Annotated in this window: 27 protein-coding genes; all 27 read left to right on the top strand. The window is 46.1% G+C overall.

From position 1 onward, the window contains the following. Positions 1-6 precede the first annotated feature (6 nt). The 27 genes from rpsG to rpsM all read left to right on the top strand — a co-directional run bounded on the left by rpsG (position 7) and on the right by rpsM (position 15,235). Positions 7-480, top strand: coding sequence for a 30S ribosomal protein S7 (gene rpsG / locus C8D85_RS17530; RefSeq protein ID WP_133565181.1), 474 nt, complete (start codon positions 7-9; stop codon positions 478-480). Positions 481-498: 18 nt separating this feature from the next. Next, entirely contained in the window at positions 499-2,592 is a 2,094-nt protein-coding gene (gene fusA / locus C8D85_RS17535) for an elongation factor G (RefSeq protein WP_133565183.1), read from the top strand. A gap of 34 nt (positions 2,593-2,626) precedes the next feature. Next, entirely contained in the window at positions 2,627-3,850 is a 1,224-nt protein-coding gene (gene tuf / locus C8D85_RS17540) for an elongation factor Tu (protein ID WP_133565184.1), read from the top strand. Positions 3,851-4,049: 199 nt separating this feature from the next. Continuing rightward, the gene (gene rpsJ, locus C8D85_RS17545) at positions 4,050-4,361 is read left to right on the top strand and encodes a 30S ribosomal protein S10 (RefSeq protein WP_012071937.1); all 312 of its coding nucleotides are present in this window, start codon (positions 4,050-4,052) and stop codon (positions 4,359-4,361) included. 127 nt (positions 4,362-4,488) lie between these two features. After that, a complete protein-coding gene (rplC, locus tag C8D85_RS17550; RefSeq protein WP_133565186.1) occupies positions 4,489-5,127 on the top strand; it encodes a 50S ribosomal protein L3 in 639 nt (212 codons plus the stop codon). Between the two features lie 12 nt (positions 5,128-5,139). Next, on the top strand, positions 5,140-5,745 hold the full coding sequence (rplD, locus tag C8D85_RS17555) for a 50S ribosomal protein L4 (RefSeq protein ID WP_133565187.1): 606 nt from the start codon (positions 5,140-5,142) through the stop codon (positions 5,743-5,745). Next, on the top strand, positions 5,742-6,038 hold the full coding sequence (rplW, locus tag C8D85_RS17560; RefSeq protein ID WP_133565188.1) for a 50S ribosomal protein L23: 297 nt from the start codon (positions 5,742-5,744) through the stop codon (positions 6,036-6,038). Before rplD ends, rplW begins: the two co-directional genes overlap by 4 nt. Positions 6,039-6,052: 14 nt before the next feature. Continuing rightward, entirely contained in the window at positions 6,053-6,877 is an 825-nt protein-coding gene (gene rplB / locus C8D85_RS17565; RefSeq protein WP_133565190.1) for a 50S ribosomal protein L2, read from the top strand. Positions 6,878-6,892: 15 nt separating this feature from the next. Next, positions 6,893-7,168 carry a 30S ribosomal protein S19 gene (rpsS, locus tag C8D85_RS17570; protein ID WP_055462806.1) on the top strand — a complete coding sequence of 92 codons (276 nt, stop codon included), beginning with the start codon at positions 6,893-6,895 and terminating at the stop codon, positions 7,166-7,168. 16 nt (positions 7,169-7,184) lie between these two features. Beyond that, positions 7,185-7,517, top strand: a complete 333-nt coding sequence (rplV, locus tag C8D85_RS17575; RefSeq protein ID WP_055462807.1) for a 50S ribosomal protein L22 — start codon at positions 7,185-7,187, stop codon at positions 7,515-7,517. A 14-nt stretch (positions 7,518-7,531) separates the two neighbouring features. Further along, positions 7,532-8,212: a 30S ribosomal protein S3 gene (gene rpsC / locus C8D85_RS17580; RefSeq protein ID WP_133565192.1), complete on the top strand. Its 681-nt coding sequence runs from the start codon at positions 7,532-7,534 to the stop codon at positions 8,210-8,212. Positions 8,213-8,222: 10 nt separating this feature from the next. Next, the gene (rplP, locus tag C8D85_RS17585) at positions 8,223-8,636 is read left to right on the top strand and encodes a 50S ribosomal protein L16 (protein WP_055462809.1); all 414 of its coding nucleotides are present in this window, start codon (positions 8,223-8,225) and stop codon (positions 8,634-8,636) included. Continuing rightward, complete coding sequence (rpmC, locus tag C8D85_RS17590; RefSeq protein WP_055462810.1) at positions 8,637-8,828, top strand: 50S ribosomal protein L29; 192 nt, start codon at positions 8,637-8,639, stop codon at positions 8,826-8,828. 1 nt (position 8,829) lies between these two features. After that, entirely contained in the window at positions 8,830-9,096 is a 267-nt protein-coding gene (gene rpsQ, locus C8D85_RS17595) for a 30S ribosomal protein S17 (protein WP_133565194.1), read from the top strand. Between the two features lie 51 nt (positions 9,097-9,147). Next, on the top strand, positions 9,148-9,516 hold the full coding sequence (gene rplN / locus C8D85_RS17600) for a 50S ribosomal protein L14 (protein ID WP_055462812.1): 369 nt from the start codon (positions 9,148-9,150) through the stop codon (positions 9,514-9,516). Positions 9,517-9,533: 17 nt separating this feature from the next. Continuing rightward, positions 9,534-9,851, top strand: a complete 318-nt coding sequence (rplX, locus tag C8D85_RS17605) for a 50S ribosomal protein L24 (RefSeq protein WP_133565196.1) — start codon at positions 9,534-9,536, stop codon at positions 9,849-9,851. Positions 9,852-9,868: 17 nt separating this feature from the next. Next, entirely contained in the window at positions 9,869-10,408 is a 540-nt protein-coding gene (rplE, locus tag C8D85_RS17610) for a 50S ribosomal protein L5 (protein ID WP_133565199.1), read from the top strand. A gap of 12 nt (positions 10,409-10,420) precedes the next feature. Continuing rightward, on the top strand, positions 10,421-10,726 hold the full coding sequence (gene rpsN / locus C8D85_RS17615) for a 30S ribosomal protein S14 (RefSeq protein ID WP_055462815.1): 306 nt from the start codon (positions 10,421-10,423) through the stop codon (positions 10,724-10,726). 129 nt (positions 10,727-10,855) lie between these two features. Next, positions 10,856-11,248 (top strand): 30S ribosomal protein S8, encoded by a 393-nt coding sequence (gene rpsH, locus C8D85_RS17620; RefSeq protein ID WP_133565201.1) that lies wholly within the window; start codon positions 10,856-10,858, stop codon positions 11,246-11,248. Positions 11,249-11,256: 8 nt separating this feature from the next. Beyond that, the gene (gene rplF / locus C8D85_RS17625) at positions 11,257-11,790 is read left to right on the top strand and encodes a 50S ribosomal protein L6 (RefSeq protein ID WP_133565203.1); all 534 of its coding nucleotides are present in this window, start codon (positions 11,257-11,259) and stop codon (positions 11,788-11,790) included. A gap of 13 nt (positions 11,791-11,803) precedes the next feature. Beyond that, the gene (gene rplR, locus C8D85_RS17630; protein WP_133565205.1) at positions 11,804-12,154 is read left to right on the top strand and encodes a 50S ribosomal protein L18; all 351 of its coding nucleotides are present in this window, start codon (positions 11,804-11,806) and stop codon (positions 12,152-12,154) included. Between the two features lie 10 nt (positions 12,155-12,164). Continuing rightward, entirely contained in the window at positions 12,165-12,665 is a 501-nt protein-coding gene (gene rpsE, locus C8D85_RS17635; RefSeq protein ID WP_133565208.1) for a 30S ribosomal protein S5, read from the top strand. Between the two features lie 6 nt (positions 12,666-12,671). Further along, complete coding sequence (rpmD, locus tag C8D85_RS17640) at positions 12,672-12,857, top strand: 50S ribosomal protein L30 (RefSeq protein WP_055462820.1); 186 nt, start codon at positions 12,672-12,674, stop codon at positions 12,855-12,857. A gap of 1 nt (position 12,858) precedes the next feature. After that, the gene (gene rplO / locus C8D85_RS17645; RefSeq protein ID WP_133565210.1) at positions 12,859-13,293 is read left to right on the top strand and encodes a 50S ribosomal protein L15; all 435 of its coding nucleotides are present in this window, start codon (positions 12,859-12,861) and stop codon (positions 13,291-13,293) included. After that, positions 13,294-14,625 (top strand): preprotein translocase subunit SecY, encoded by a 1,332-nt coding sequence (secY, locus tag C8D85_RS17650; RefSeq protein ID WP_133565212.1) that lies wholly within the window; start codon positions 13,294-13,296, stop codon positions 14,623-14,625. A gap of 19 nt (positions 14,626-14,644) precedes the next feature. Then, positions 14,645-14,758, top strand: coding sequence for a 50S ribosomal protein L36 (gene rpmJ / locus C8D85_RS17655; protein WP_055462823.1), 114 nt, complete (start codon positions 14,645-14,647; stop codon positions 14,756-14,758). 120 nt (positions 14,759-14,878) lie between these two features. Then, positions 14,879-15,235 (top strand): 30S ribosomal protein S13, encoded by a 357-nt coding sequence (rpsM, locus tag C8D85_RS17660; RefSeq protein WP_133565214.1) that lies wholly within the window; start codon positions 14,879-14,881, stop codon positions 15,233-15,235. Positions 15,236-15,279: the final 44 nt, after the last annotated feature.

Below are 15,279 nucleotides of genomic sequence, written 5' to 3' on the forward strand. Positions count from 1 at the left end.
ATATCCATGCCTAGAAGACGCGTCGTCGCTAAGCGTGAAGTGCTTCCAGATCCTAAACACGGAAGCCAACTTCTTGCAAAGTTCATTAACCACGTAATGGTTAGTGGCAAGAAATCTGTAGCTGAAAGCATCGTTTACAATGCACTTGACACAGTTGCAGAACGCACTAAATCAGAAGAGCCAATGGCTATCTTCGAAAAAGCACTAGAATCTATCCAGCCAATGGTTGAGGTTAAATCTCGCCGTGTTGGTGGTGCAACTTACCAAGTACCTGTTGAAGTACGTCCAGCTCGTCGTTCAGCGCTATCTATGCGTTGGTTGGTTGAAGCTGCACGTAAGCGTGGCGAAAAATCTATGGCGCTACGTCTTGCAGGCGAAATTCTAGATGCGTCTGAGAACAAAGGTTCAGCTGTTAAGAAACGTGAAGACGTTCACCGTATGGCTGAAGCGAACAAAGCGTTCTCTCACTACCGTTTCTAATCATCCGGAGAAGCTTAAGTGGCACGTAAGACACCCATCAATCGTTACCGCAATATTGGTATTTGTGCGCACGTTGATGCGGGTAAGACGACAACTACTGAGCGTGTTCTGTTCTACACCGGTCTTTCTCATAAGATCGGTGAGGTCCATGATGGTGCAGCCACCATGGACTGGATGGAACAGGAGCAAGAGCGTGGAATCACGATCACTTCAGCGGCAACAACTTGCTTCTGGAGTGGGATGAGTCAGCAGTTTGATCAACACCGTATTAATATTATCGACACCCCTGGGCACGTAGACTTTACCATCGAGGTAGAGCGTTCTTTGCGTGTGCTAGATGGTGCTGTTGTAGTTCTGTGTGGATCTTCTGGTGTGCAGCCTCAAACAGAGACTGTTTGGCGTCAGGCAAACAAATACGAAGTGCCTCGCATGGTATTCGTCAATAAAATGGACCGTACGGGTGCAGATTATTTTCATGTTGTTCATCAACTTGGAGATCGTCTGAATGCTAATGCTGTTCCAATTCAGATTAACATCGGTACAGAAGAGAACTTCGCTGGCGTTGTTGATCTAATCTTGATGAAAGCCATCATGTGGAATGAAGAAGACCAGGGTATGACTTATACTTTGGAAGACATTCCTGCGGACTTGGTGGATGTTGCTGAAGAATGGCGTGAAAAAATGGTCGAGGCGGCCGCTGAAGCAAATGAAGAGTTAATGGATAAGTACCTTGAAGAAGGTGAATTGTCCGTTGAAGACATCAAGGCAGGCTTGCGCGCGCGAACACTCGCGAACGAAGTAGTATTGGTAACTTGTGGTTCTGCATTTAAGAACAAAGGTGTCCAAGCTGTACTTGATGCGGTTGTCGAATATCTTCCTTCACCCCTTGAAGTAAAAGCGATCGAAGGCACCCTTGAGGATGCTGAAACCGTTGTTACTCGTGAAGCGGATGACAACGCACCATTTGCGGCACTAGCATTTAAAATTGCTACTGACCCATTTGTGGGTACGCTTACTTTCGTGCGTGTGTATTCTGGCTCGTTAAATTCTGGTGATGCAGTGTATAACTCTGTAAAACACAAGAAAGAACGTGTTGGACGTATGGTTCAAATGCATGCCAATAACCGTGAGGAAATCAAAGAAGTTCTTGCGGGTGATATTGCGGCATTGATCGGCATGAAAGATGTCACCACAGGCGATACGCTGTGTGATAACAAAGATATTGTTGTCTTAGAGCGTATGGAGTTCCCTGAGCCAGTAATTTCTGTCGCTGTAGAGCCTAAGTCTCAAGCGGATCAAGATAAAATGGCTGTGGCTCTTGGTAAGTTAGCACAGGAAGACCCTTCTTTCCGTGTTGAAACTCACGAAGAGACAGGTCAAACCATTATCTCTGGTATGGGTGAGCTTCACCTAGATATACTTGTGGACCGAATGAAGCGTGAATTTAAAGTTGACGCAAATATTGGTAAGCCACAGGTATCTTACCGAGAGAAAATTCGCAAAGAAGTGGAAGTTAACCACAAATTTGTACGACAGTCTGGTGGCCGAGGACAGTACGGTCACGTTGTTATGAAGCTGATTCCAACCGAACAAGAAGGCTTGGAATTCGTGAATGAGATTGTCGGTGGTGTTATTCCTAAGGAATACATCCCTGCTGTCGAGAAGGGCGTTTCAGAGCAAATGAAGAATGGTGTTATTGCTGGATACCCGTTATTGGGTTTGAAAGTTGTGCTGTTCGATGGATCCTTCCATGATGTTGACTCTAACGAAATGGCCTTTAAAATTGCAGCTTCTCAAGGCTTAAAGAAAGGTGCTGCGGACGCAGATCCTTGTGTTCTTGAGCCTGTGATGAAGGTAGAAGTTGTAACTCCTGAAGAGTACATGGGTGATGTGATGGGTGACCTGAATCGTCGTCGTGGACTTGTACAGGGGATGGAAGACTCCCCATCTGGTAAGATTATTCGAGCAGAAGTGCCGTTAGGCGAGATGTTTGGGTATGCAACAGATGTGCGTAGCTTGTCGCAAGGGCGTGCGAGTTATGCAATGGAGTTTCTGAAATACGCTGAAGCGCCAGCTAGTGTGGCAGACGCGATCATCAAAAATGAAATTTAATCATCATACTTACTATTTATAAGGTGTATGTATCATGGCAAAAGAAAAGTTCGAACGTAGTAAACCACACGTTAACGTTGGTACTATCGGTCACGTTGACCACGGTAAAACTACTCTAACAGCAGCACTTACTCGTGTATGTGCAGAAGTATTCGGCGGTACAGCGGTTGCTTTTGACGGTATCGACAACGCTCCAGAAGAGCGTGAGCGTGGTATCACGATCGCAACTTCTCACGTAGAGTACGATTCTCCAACTCGTCACTACGCACACGTAGACTGTCCTGGACACGCCGATTATGTTAAAAACATGATCACTGGTGCTGCTCAAATGGACGGCGCGATCCTAGTGTGTGGTGCGACTGACGGCCCAATGCCTCAGACTCGTGAGCACATCCTTCTTTCTCGTCAGGTAGGTGTACCTTACATCGTAGTTTTCCTAAACAAAGCAGACCTTCTAGCTGAAGACTGTGGCGGTGCTGACTCTGAAGAATACGCAGAAATGCTTGAGCTTGTAGAGATGGAACTACGTGACCTTCTTTCTGAGTACGACTTCCCAGGTGATGACACTCCAATCATCCCAGGTTCTGCCCTAATGGCATTGAACGGCGAAGACGGCAACGAAATGGGTACTACTGCAGTTAAGAAACTAGTAGAAACTCTAGACGAGTACATCCCTGAGCCAGAGCGTGCAATCGACGGTGCATTCATCATGCCTATCGAGGACGTATTCTCTATCCAAGGTCGTGGTACTGTAGTAACTGGCCGTGTAGAGCGTGGTATCATCAAAGTTGGTGAAGAAGTTGAAATCGTTGGTATCAAAGATACTACTAAAACAACTTGTACTGGCGTTGAGATGTTCCGTAAGCTTCTAGACGAAGGTCGTGCTGGTGAGAACTGTGGTATCCTTCTACGTGGTACTAAGCGTGACGAAGTTCAGCGTGGTCAAGTACTAGCTAAGCCTGGTTCTATCAACCCACACACTGAATTCGAAGCAGAAGTATACGTTCTGTCTAAAGATGAAGGTGGTCGTCACACTCCATTCTTCAAAGGTTACCGTCCACAGTTCTACTTCCGTACAACTGACGTAACTGGTTCTTGTGAACTACCTGAAGGCGTGGAAATGGTTATGCCTGGTGACAACATTCAAATGACTGTTACTCTAATTCACCCAATCGCGATGGACGAAGGTCTACGTTTCGCGATCCGTGAAGGTGGTCGTACAGTAGGTGCTGGTGTTGTTGCTAAGGTTCTTAAATAATATCTAGTTAATCTAGATAGGTTTAAGAAACCCAACAGAAAAGGTCGCTCCTTGAGCGGCCTTTTTTTATGAGTGCTGTTTTTAAACTGGTTACTTGACAACCAATTTTAAAGCGGCTAACATTCGCCGTCCTTAAATAAGGATGGTAGATCAAATTTTGTACAAAAGATCTATCTGAACATAGTATTTGGAGTTGGAAATGCAAAGCCAAAAAATCCGTATTCGTTTGAAAGCATTCGATCACCGTCTGATCGACGCTTCAACGCAAGAGATTGTGGACACTGCTAAGCGCACAGGCGCTCAAGTACGTGGTCCAATTCCACTTCCTACTCGCAAAGAACGTTACACTGTACTGATTTCTCCACACGTAAACAAAGATGCGCGTGATCAATACGAAATCCGTACACACAAACGTGTTCTAGACATCGTTGAGCCAACAGAAAAAACTGTTGATGCTCTAATGAAGCTAGATCTTGCGGCAGGCGTGGAAGTACAAATTTCTTTGGGCTAATCCCCAAAGTTTTAGGGGTGCGATAACCAACAAGTATTTGTTGGCCTAAGCACATTAGTGGAACGATCTGGAATGGTCGGCCGTAGCGGGTGATAGCCCCGTACACAACTGGCAATTGAGGTAAAAAATGGCTATTCAATTAGTCGGACGTAAAGCCGGAATGACACGTATCTTCAACGAAGATGGTGTATCCGTGCCAGTAACCGTTATCGAGGTTGAACCGAACCGTGTAACACAGGTGAAAAACGCAGAAACTGACGGCTACGCAGCTGTTCAAGTAACTGTAGGTACTCGCCGTGCTAGCCGTGTAAACAAAGCTGCTGCAGGTCACTTTGCAAAAGCGAACGTTGAAGCGGGTCGTGGTTTGTGGGAGTTCCGCCTTTCAGGTGACGAAAAAGAAATCAATGTTGGCGACGAGCTAACAGTAGCGGATTTTGAAGCTATTACTTCTGTTGACGTAACTGGTCAATCAAAAGGTAAAGGTTTCCAAGGTGGCGTTAAGCGTCACAACTTCCGTACGCAAGATGCTACACACGGTAACTCATTGTCTCACCGTGCTCCTGGTTCCATCGGTCAATGTCAAACACCTGGTCGTGTTTGGAAAGGCAAAAAGATGGCTGGTCACATGGGCGCAGCTCAAGTAACAACTCAGTCTTTAGAAGTTGTTCGCGTTGATGCTGAGCGTAACCTTATCCTTGTTAAAGGTGCGGTTCCTGGCGCTGTAAATGGTGACGTAATCGTTCAACCAGCAGTTAAAGCTCGCTAAGAGGGGTAGACAATGAACTTGAATCTAACAGGTGCTGAAGGAACTGTAGAAGTTTCTGACGTGACCTTTGCGCGTGAATACAACGAAGCGCTAGTTCACCAGGTTGTTACTGCTTACCTGGCTGGTGCTCGTCAAGGCTCTCGTGCTCAGAAAACTCGCTCTGAAGTAGCCGGTGGCGGTAAAAAGCCATGGCGTCAAAAAGGTTCTGGCCGCGCACGTGCTGGTACAATCCGTAGTCCTCTATGGCGTACTGGTGGCGTAACTTTCGCTGCTAAACCTCAAGACCACTCTCAGAAAGTAAACAAGAAGATGTATCGTGCAGCAATGCGCACCATCTGGTCTGAGCTTGCTCGTCAAGACCGTCTTGTTGTAGTTGAAGAGCTTTCAATCGAAGCTCCAAAAACTAAGCTTTTCAAAGCTAAAATGGCTGAATTGAATGTTGAGAACGCGCTAGTTGTAGCGCAAGAGCTAGATGCAAATCTGTTCCTAGCTGCTCGCAACATTCCGAACGTTGACGTTCGTGATGCAGCGTCTGTTGACCCTGTTAGCTTGATTGCATACGACAAAGTGTTGGTGACAGTTGGTGCTCTGAAACAAGTTGAGGAGGCACTAGCATGATCGGCGAACGCATTTATAAAGTGTTGTTAGGTCCACACATCTCTGAGAAAGCGACTATCGTTGCCGAAGGTAATGGTCAGTACGTATTCCGCGTAGTAAAAGACGCGACTAAGCCAGAGATTAAACAAGCAATCGAAGCGTTGTTTGAAGTCAAAGTTGAATCTGTTCGCACGTTGAACCAAAAAGGTAAAACGAAGCGCACTGTTCGTGGTCTAGGCAAGCGTAACGACGTGAAAAAAGCGTACGTACGTTTGGCAGAAGGCCAAGAAATTGATTTCTTGGGCGCTGAATAAGGGGAGATAGGTCAATGGCTGTTGTAAAAAGTAAGCCAACGTCTGCAGGCCGTCGTCACGTTGTTAAAGTTGTTAACACTGACTTGCATAAAGGTGCGCCTTACGCGCCTTTGCTAGACAAAAAAAGCAAGTCTGGTGGTCGTAACAACAACGGACGCATCACTACGCGTCACGTAGGTGGTGGTCACAAGCAGCATTACCGTGTTGTAGATTTCCGTCGTAACAAAGATGGTATCCCTGCGGTAGTTGAGCGTTTGGAATATGATCCAAACCGTTCTGCACACATTGCATTAGTAAAATATGCTGATGGTGAGCGTCGTTACATCATCGCTTCTAAAGGTCTAGAAGCTGGTGCTGTCGTTTCTAGCGGTGCTGATGCGCCTATCAAAGCTGGTAATACTTTGCCTCTGCAAAACATTCCAGTAGGTAGCATTGTTCACTGTATCGAGCTTAAGCCAGGTAAAGGTGCACAAATTGCACGTTCTGCTGGTGCTTCTGCTCAGCTTGTTGCTCGTGAAGGTCGTTACGTAACTCTACGTCTACGTTCTGGTGAGATGCGTAAAGTTCTAACTGAATGTCGCGCAACTCTTGGTGAAGTATCTAACTCTGAGCACACTCTACGTGTTCTAGGTAAAGCTGGTGCTAAGCGCTGGCGTGGTGTTCGCCCAACAGTTCGTGGTGCGGCAATGAACCCGGTTGATCACCCACACGGTGGTGGTGAAGGTCGTAGCTCTGGTGGTCGTCACCCAGTTACTCCTTGGGGCGTGCCTACTAAAGGTTACAAAACGCGCAAGAACAAGCGTACTGATAAACTTATTGTACGTCGTCGTACTAAGTAATAAGAGGAAACGACTGTGCCACGTTCACTAAAAAAAGGTCCTTTTATCGACCTTCATTTGTTGAAAAAGGTAGAGGCTGCGGTAGAAAAGAATGACCGTCGTCCAATTAAAACTTGGTCGCGCCGTTCTACAATCTTCCCTGAATTCGTAGGGTTGACTATCGCTGTCCATAATGGTCGCCAACACGTCCCAGTTCTAGTATCTGAGGATATGGTCGGTCATAAATTGGGTGAGTTCGCTCCGACCCGTACCTACAAGGGTCACGCTGCGGACAAAAAGGCCAAACGGTAATTAAGGGGTATTAATCATGAGTGAAGTAAGCGCTTCATTGAAGGGTGCTCGCCTCTCAGCGCAGAAGGCCCGTTTGGTAGCAGATCAAATCCGCGGCAAATCTGTAAGCGAAGCACTGAACATTTTGGCGTTCAGTCCTAAAAAGGCGGCAGCAATTGTCAAGAAAGTACTAGAGTCTGCTGTAGCTAACGCTGAGCATAACGAAGGTGCTGATATCGATGACTTGCGTGTTTCTACGATCTACGTTGACGAGGCTATGACTCTAAAACGTATCAAAGCTCGTGCTAAAGGCCGTGCTGATCGTATTCTAAAACGCGGTTGCCATATTACAGTTAAAGTCGCTGACTAATTAGGAGATACCCAATGGGTCAGAAGGTTCATCCAACTGGAATTCGCCTAGGGATAGTTAAAGACCATACTTCTACTTGGTATGCGAACAACCAAAACTACTCTAAGCAACTTTTAAACGATCTTCAGGTACGTAAATACCTAGAAGAGAAACTTGTACAGGCTTCTGTTTCTCGCATCGAGATCCAGCGTCCTGCACAAACAGCTCGTATTACTATCCACACTGCTCGTCCGGGCATCGTGATTGGTAAGAAAGGCGAAGATGTTGAGAAACTACGTAACGCTGTATCAGCAATGATGGGTGTTCCAGTTCACATCAACATCGAAGAAATTCGTAAACCAGAACTAGATGCTAAATTGGTTGCGCAAAACATTGCTGGCCAGCTTGAGCGTCGTGTTATGTTCCGTCGTGCAATGAAGCGTGCAGTACAAAACGCTATGCGTGCCGGCGCGAAAGGTATCAAGGTTCAGGTAAGTGGTCGTCTGGGCGGTGCTGAAATCGCACGTGCAGAATGGTACCGTGAAGGTCGTGTGCCTCTACACACTCTACGTGCTGACATCGACTACGCTACTTATGAAGCTCTAACAACTTACGGCATCATCGGTGTTAAAGTTTGGATCTTCAAAGGCGAAATCTTGGGCGGTATTGAACAAGTGCGTGCTGAAAAAGGCGCACAGAAGAAGAAGTCTAAGTAGGGGGTAGTCAATGTTACAGCCGAAACGTACTAAGTTCCGTAAGATGCAAAAAGGCCGTAACCGCGGTCTAGCACTTCGCGGTAACCAAGTTAGCTTTGGTGAATTCGGATTGAAGTCGACTGAACGTGGTCGAATCACCGCTCGTCAAATTGAAGCGGCGCGTCGTGCAATGACTCGTCACATCAAGCGTGGTGGTAAAATTTGGATCCGTGTATTCCCAGATAAGCCTATTACTCAGAAGCCTCTTGAAGTGCGTCAGGGTAAAGGTAAAGGTAGCGTAGAATACTGGGTGGCTCAAATCCAACCAGGTAAGATGCTTTATGAAGTTGAGGGCGTATCTGAATCTCTAGCTCGCGAAGCTTTCGCGCTAGCAGCAGCTAAGCTTCCTCTAGCTACAACTTTCGTAACGCGTACGGTGATGTAGATGAAAGCAAAAGAATTGCAAGAAAAGTCTGTAGCTGAGCTACAGCAGACCTTGATCGAACTACTACGTGAGCAATTTACTCTGCGTATGCAGAAAGCCACTGGTCAGTTGGCTCAAACGCATTTGCTCTCGCAAGTTCGCCGCAATATCGCACGTGTTAAAACCGTGCTAAATGATAAGGCAGGTAACTAAGATGGCAAGTGTAGAAACTCAAGCTCGTACAGCTACTGGTAAAGTAGTAAGCGATAAGATGGATAAGTCCATCGTGGTACTAGTTGAGCGTACTGAACGTCACCCTCTATACGGTAAGTTCGTTCGTCGTTCTACTAAACTACACGCTCATGATGAAAACAACGAGTGTCAAGTTGGTGATACAGTTAAGGTTGTTGAAACACGTCCTTACTCTAAAACTAAAACTTGGAAACTGGTTCAGGTTGTTGAGAAAGCAGCTGCTGTATAAGCAGCTCCTTCCTTCATGAGACTTGTTATCTAATTTGATTGGAGAGCAGAAATGATTCAAACAGAATCGATGCTTGATGTAGCAGATAACAGCGGCGCAAAGCGCGTTCAGTGTATTAAAGTACTGGGTGGCTCTCATCGTCGTTATGCTACTATTGGTGACGTAATTAAAGTCACAGTTAAAGAAGCGATCCCTCGTGGTCGTGTTAAGAAAGGCCAAGTTATGAACGCAGTTGTCGTTCGAACTAAGAAAGGTGTGCGTCGCCCTGATGGCTCAGTGATCCGTTTTGATGTAAACTCTGCGGTTCTATTGAACGCATCTGGCGCGCCAATTGGTACACGTATCTTTGGCCCTGTGACACGTGAGTTGCGTACAGAGCAATTCATGAAAATTGTTTCTCTTGCGCCAGAAGTGCTGTAAGAGGTAGGGGACCGAATATGCGTAAAATCAAACGTGACGATGAAGTCGTAGTAATTGCTGGTAAAGACAAAGGCAAACGCGGCAAAGTTGTTAAAGTAGTAGACGAAAACCGCGTGATTGTTTCTGGTATCAATATGGTCAAGAAACATGAGAAGCCAAACCCAATGAAGGGTACGACTGGCGGTATCGTTGAAAAAGAAGCACCTATCCAGGTTTCTAACGTAGCCATTTTTAACAATGCTACTGGTAAAGCGGATCGCGTCGGCTTTAAAGTGAATGAAGACGGTACTAAAGTACGTGTTTTCAAATCAAACAGTGAAGCGATCGACGCCTAAGAGCGAGAATTATAGCCATGGCGAGACTTAAGCAAGTTTATAAAGATCAAGTAGTAGCTCAACTGACTGAACAGTTCAGCTACAAAAACGTAATGGAAGTGCCTAAGATCACTAAAATTACGTTGAACATGGGTGTTGGTGAAGCTATCGCAGACAAGAAACTTCTTGAAAATGCGGTAAATGATCTTACAGCACTTAGCGGCCAAAAAGTTGTAGTAACAAAAGCACGCAAATCTGTTGCGGGCTTCAAAATCCGTGACGGTTACCCGATCGGTTGTAAAGTTACTCTTCGTGGCGACCGTATGTGGGATTTCTTCGACCGTTTGGTTGACGTTGCAATCCCACGTATCCGTGACTTCCGTGGTTTGAACCCGAAGTCATTTGACGGACGCGGTAACTACAGCATGGGTGTTAAAGAGCAGATCATCTTCCCAGAAATCGATTACGATAAAGTTGATCGTGTACGTGGTCTTGATATCACTATCACAACAACTGCTCGTACCGACGAAGAAGGTCGTGCTTTGCTAGCCGCCTTTAGTTTCCCTTTCAAGAAATAAGAGGTAGGAATCATGGCTAAAGTATCAATGATTCAACGCGAAGCTAAGCGCACAAAATTAGTAGCAAAGTACGCTGAAAAGCGTGCTGCTCTAAAAGCGATCATTAACGACGTTAATGCATCGGACGATGAAAAGTGGGAAGCAACGCTTAAACTGCAAGCGCTTCCACGCGATTCATCTTCTTCTCGCCAGCGTAACCGTTGTCAGGTTACTGGTCGTCCACACGGCGTATTCCGTCGCTTCGGCTTGTCTCGTATCAAGCTACGTGAAGCAGCGATGCGCGGTGATGTACCAGGCTTGAAGAAAGCTAGTTGGTAAGCAAGTAGAGCGCGATCATAATACATTGCAGTGAGGGGGTGTCCAAATACTGGACATTCCGCTCGCTGCTGTGTACTATGCGCGAGCTCTATTTGCTGCACAATGGTTTTTTCTATTAGGAGCTCTTAAATGAGTATGCAAGATACACTTGCGGATATGATCACTCGTATCCGTAACGCACAGTTGGCTGCAAAAACAACTGTGTCTATGCCTTCATCAAAAATGAAGGTGTCTGTTGCTAACGTTCTTCGTGAAGAAGGTTACGTAAGCGGCGTTAGCGTTGAAGAAGGTGCTAAACCTACTCTTACTATCGAACTTAAATACTTCGAAGGTAAGCCAGTAATCGAAGAGATCAAGCGCGTCTCTCGTCCAAGTTTGCGTCAATACAAAGCATCAGCAGAACTACCAAAAGTAGAAGCAGGCCTAGGCGTTGCTATCATCTCTACTTCAAAAGGTGTTATGACTGATCGTGCAGCTCGTGCTGCTGGTATTGGTGGCGAAGTTATCTGCACAGTATTCTAGGAGTTAGTATGTCTCGAGTTGCGAAAAGCCCTGTGACGCTTCCTAGTGGTGTAGAAGTTACTCTAAATGGCCAAGCTATTGCTGTAAAAGGCGGTAAAGGCACTCTAGAGTTTAACGTCCACGCAAGCGTTGAAGTTAAGCAAGAAGAAAACGTTCTTACTTTTGCTCCACGTGATGGTGCAAAACAAAGCCGTGCACTAGCTGGTACTACTCGTGCCCTAGTTAACAACATGGTTACTGGTGTTAGCCAAGGCTTTGAAAAACGTCTACTACTACAAGGTGTAGGTTACCGTGCTGCTGTTAAAGGCAACGTACTTAACCTTGCACTAGGTTTCTCTCACCCAGTAGATTACGAATTGCCAGAAGGCATCACTGCTGAGTGTGCATCACAAACAGAAGTTATTCTTCGCGGTATCGACAAGCAAGCGCTAGGTCAAGCAGCTGCTGAAGTTCGCGGCTTCCGTCCACCAGAGCCATACAAAGGCAAAGGTGTTCGCTACGCTGACGAAGTTGTTCGCCGTAAAGAAGCTAAGAAAAAGTAGTAGGTAAGCATTCATGAACACTAAGAAACAATCTCGAATTCGTCGTGCTCGCCGCACGCGTTTGCATATTCGTGACCTAGGTGCGAACCGTCTTACTGTAAATCGCACGCCTCGTCACATGTATGCACAAGTTATTTCGCCATGTGGTAGCAAAGTGCTAGCAAGCGCTTCTACTCTAGACGCGAGCCTACGTTCTACTGCGACTGGTAACAAAGATGCAGCGGCTAAAGTGGGTGCATTAATTGCTGAACGTGCTAAAGAAGCTGGCATTACTGCTGTAGCTTTCGATCGTTCTGGCTTCAAATACCACGGTCGCGTTCAAGCGCTAGCTGATGCTGCGCGTGAAGCTGGTCTAGAGTTCTAAGGGGTAGCAAATGGCAGTTAACGAACAACAAACTAGTGATCTTCAAGAGAAGCTAGTACAAGTAAACCGCGTTGCTAAAGTAGTTAAGGGTGGTCGTATCTTCTCTTTCACTGCTTTAACAGTAGTTGGTGATGGTAACGGTAAAGTAGGTTACGGTCGTGGTAAAGCACGTGAAGTACCTCAGGCTATCCAAAAAGCGATGGAACAAGCTCGCCGCAACATGGTTTCTGTTGCGCTAGATGGCGACACTCTACAGTACCCAGTTAAAGCGGTTCACGGTGCATCTAAAGTGTACATGCAGCCAGCTTCTCAAGGTACTGGTGTTATCGCTGGTGGTGCGATGCGTGCGGTTCTTGAAATTGCAGGCGTACACAACGTATTAGCAAAATGCTACGGTTCAACTAACCCTGTTAACGTTGTACAAGCAACGATTAAAGGTTTGGCTGACATGCGTGCACCTGAGCAAATCGCTGCAAAACGCGGTAAGTCTGTCGATCAAATTTTGGGGTAATGTGAAATGGCTAACAAAACCATCTCAGTTCAACTGACTCGTAGCCCAATCGGTCGTCTTCCAAAGCACCGTGAAACAGTTAAAGGCTTGGGTCTTAAAAAGATCGGTCAAGTTCGTGAACTAGAAGATACTCCTTCTGTTCGTGGCATGATCAATAAAGTTTATTACATGGTTAAAGTGGTAGGAGAATAACATGTTCCTAAATACTATTCGCCCTGGCGAAGGTAGCAAGCATGCTCCTAAACGTGTAGGCCGCGGTATTGGTAGCGGTTTGGGCAAAACAGGCGGACGTGGTCATAAAGGTCTTAAGTCTCGCTCTGGTGGCTCAGTTAAGCCAGGTTTTGAAGGCGGTCAAATGCCATTGCAGCGTCGTCTGCCAAAATTTGGTTTCACTTCACGTCAGGCTCAGTATGTAGCTGAAGTTCGTCTAAACGAACTAGCCGCAGTGAATGCAGAAGTTGTAGATTTGGCTGCTCTTAAAGCTGCCGACATCCTAGGTGACAAAATTAAGACTGCTAAAGTTATTCTTTCTGGTTCAATCGAGAAAGCTGTAACTGTACGTGGCCTAAAAGTTACTAAAGGTGCTCGTGCTGCTATCGAAGCAGCTGGCGGAAAAGTTGAGGAATAGATGACAAAGCGTGGCTCACTACCAGCAGGTATGCAAAGCGGACTTGGCGAGCTTTGGGCTCGTATCCGTTTTGTTTTCTTAGCAATTATTGTATATCGAATTGGTGCACACATTCCGGTGCCTGGTATTAACCCAGACCGTCTGTCTGCATTGTTCGACCAGAACGAAGGCACAATCCTGAGTCTCTTTAATGTGTTCTCAGGCGGCGCATTGGAACGAATGAGTATTTTTGCTCTTGGTATCCTGCCCTATATTTCTGCTTCGATCATTATGCAGTTATTGACCGTAGTGAGTCCGCAGCTAGAGCAGCTTAAGAAGGAAGGTGAAGCGGGTCGTCGTAAGATTACTCAATACACTCGTTATGGTACGGTTCTTCTTGCTCTTGTTCAGTCTGCTTCTATGGCAGTCGGCCTAGCAAGCCAAGGTATTTCGTTCAGCTCAGGTTTAGAGTTTTACGCTGTTGCAGTGGTAACTCTTGTAGCTGGTACGGTTTTCTTGATGTGGCTAGGTGAGCAAGTAACAGAGAAAGGCATTGGTAATGGTATTTCGATCCTTATCTTTGCTGGTATCGTGGCTGGTCTTCCTTCAGCTCTAGGTCGTTCTTTTGAATCAGCCCGTCAAGGTGATATCAATATCCTTGCACTGCTTTTGATTGGCGTATTGGCTGTTGCGACAGTCGCGTTCGTTGTTTTCATCGAGCGTGGCCAGCGTCGTATAACAGTTAACTATGCTAAACGTCAGCAGGGCAAAAAGGTGTTTGCCGCACAAAAGAGTCATTTGCCACTAAAAGTAAACATGGCTGGTGTGATTCCGCCTATCTTTGCTTCTAGTATTCTTCTGTTCCCTGCATCGATTGGACAATGGTTCGGTCAAGGTGAGGGCATGGAATGGTTGCAAAATATATCTTTGGCTCTAGCTCCTGGGCAACCGCTATATGTGCTGTTGTTTGCGATAGCAATTGTTTTCTTTTGCTTCTTTTATACAGCGCTGGTGTTCAACCCTAAAGATGTGGCAGATAACTTGAAAAAGTCCGGTGCGTTTTTGCCGGGCATTCGTCCAGGCGACCATACAGCTCGATATATCGACGGTGTTATGACTCGTTTGACGCTATTCGGTGCATTGTATATCACGCTAGTGTCATTGATGCCTCAGTTCTTTGTTGTGGCATGGAATGTTCCTTTCTACTTCGGCGGTACTTCGATGTTAATCGTTGTTGTCGTTGTGATGGACTTCATGTCTCAAGTACAAAGTCACTTAATGAGTCATCAATACGAATCATTAATGAAAAAGTCTAATCTGACTGGATATGGTCCAAATGGCCTAATGCGTTAAGCATAGGTTGGAGTTGAACATGAAAGTACGTGCATCTGTAAAGAAAATCTGTCGTAACTGTAAAATCGTTCGTCGTAACGGTTCAGTTCGAGTGATCTGCTCTGAGCCTCGTCACAAACAGCGTCAAGGTTAATAGCTCGATTATTCGATGATGGGAGGGTGGTTGATTTTTGTCCGCTACGCTGGCATAATCATCCGCCCTCATGAAAGCAAAGTGATGAAGAGATTCATCCATAACAACGGAGTAAAGTGAATGGCCCGTATAGCCGGTGTCAATATTCCTGACAATAAACATGCGGTCATTTCTCTAACTTACATCTTCGGGATCGGTCGCACACGCTCACAAGAAATCTGCCAAGCTGCAGGTATCGCAGAAACTGATAAAATCGGTTCTCTAAGTGATGAAGTGCTAGACCGTCTACGTGGCGAAGTTGCTAAGTTTACTGTAGAGGGTGACCTCCGCCGTGAAGTCAGCATGTCTATCAAGCGTTTGATGGACTTAGGCTGTAACCGTGGCATCCGTCACCGCCGCAGCTTACCTGTTCGTGGTCAACGTACCAAAACGAACGCTCGTACGCGAAAAGGCCCTCGTAAGCCAATTCGTAAGTAATTCAACGCGTTTCGCTCTAGTGCATTAAGTCTGCTAGAGCTGAG

Source organism: Marinomonas communis (genome assembly GCF_004363305.1).
GTDB classification, from domain to species: Bacteria; Pseudomonadota; Gammaproteobacteria; order Pseudomonadales; family Marinomonadaceae; genus Marinomonas; species Marinomonas communis.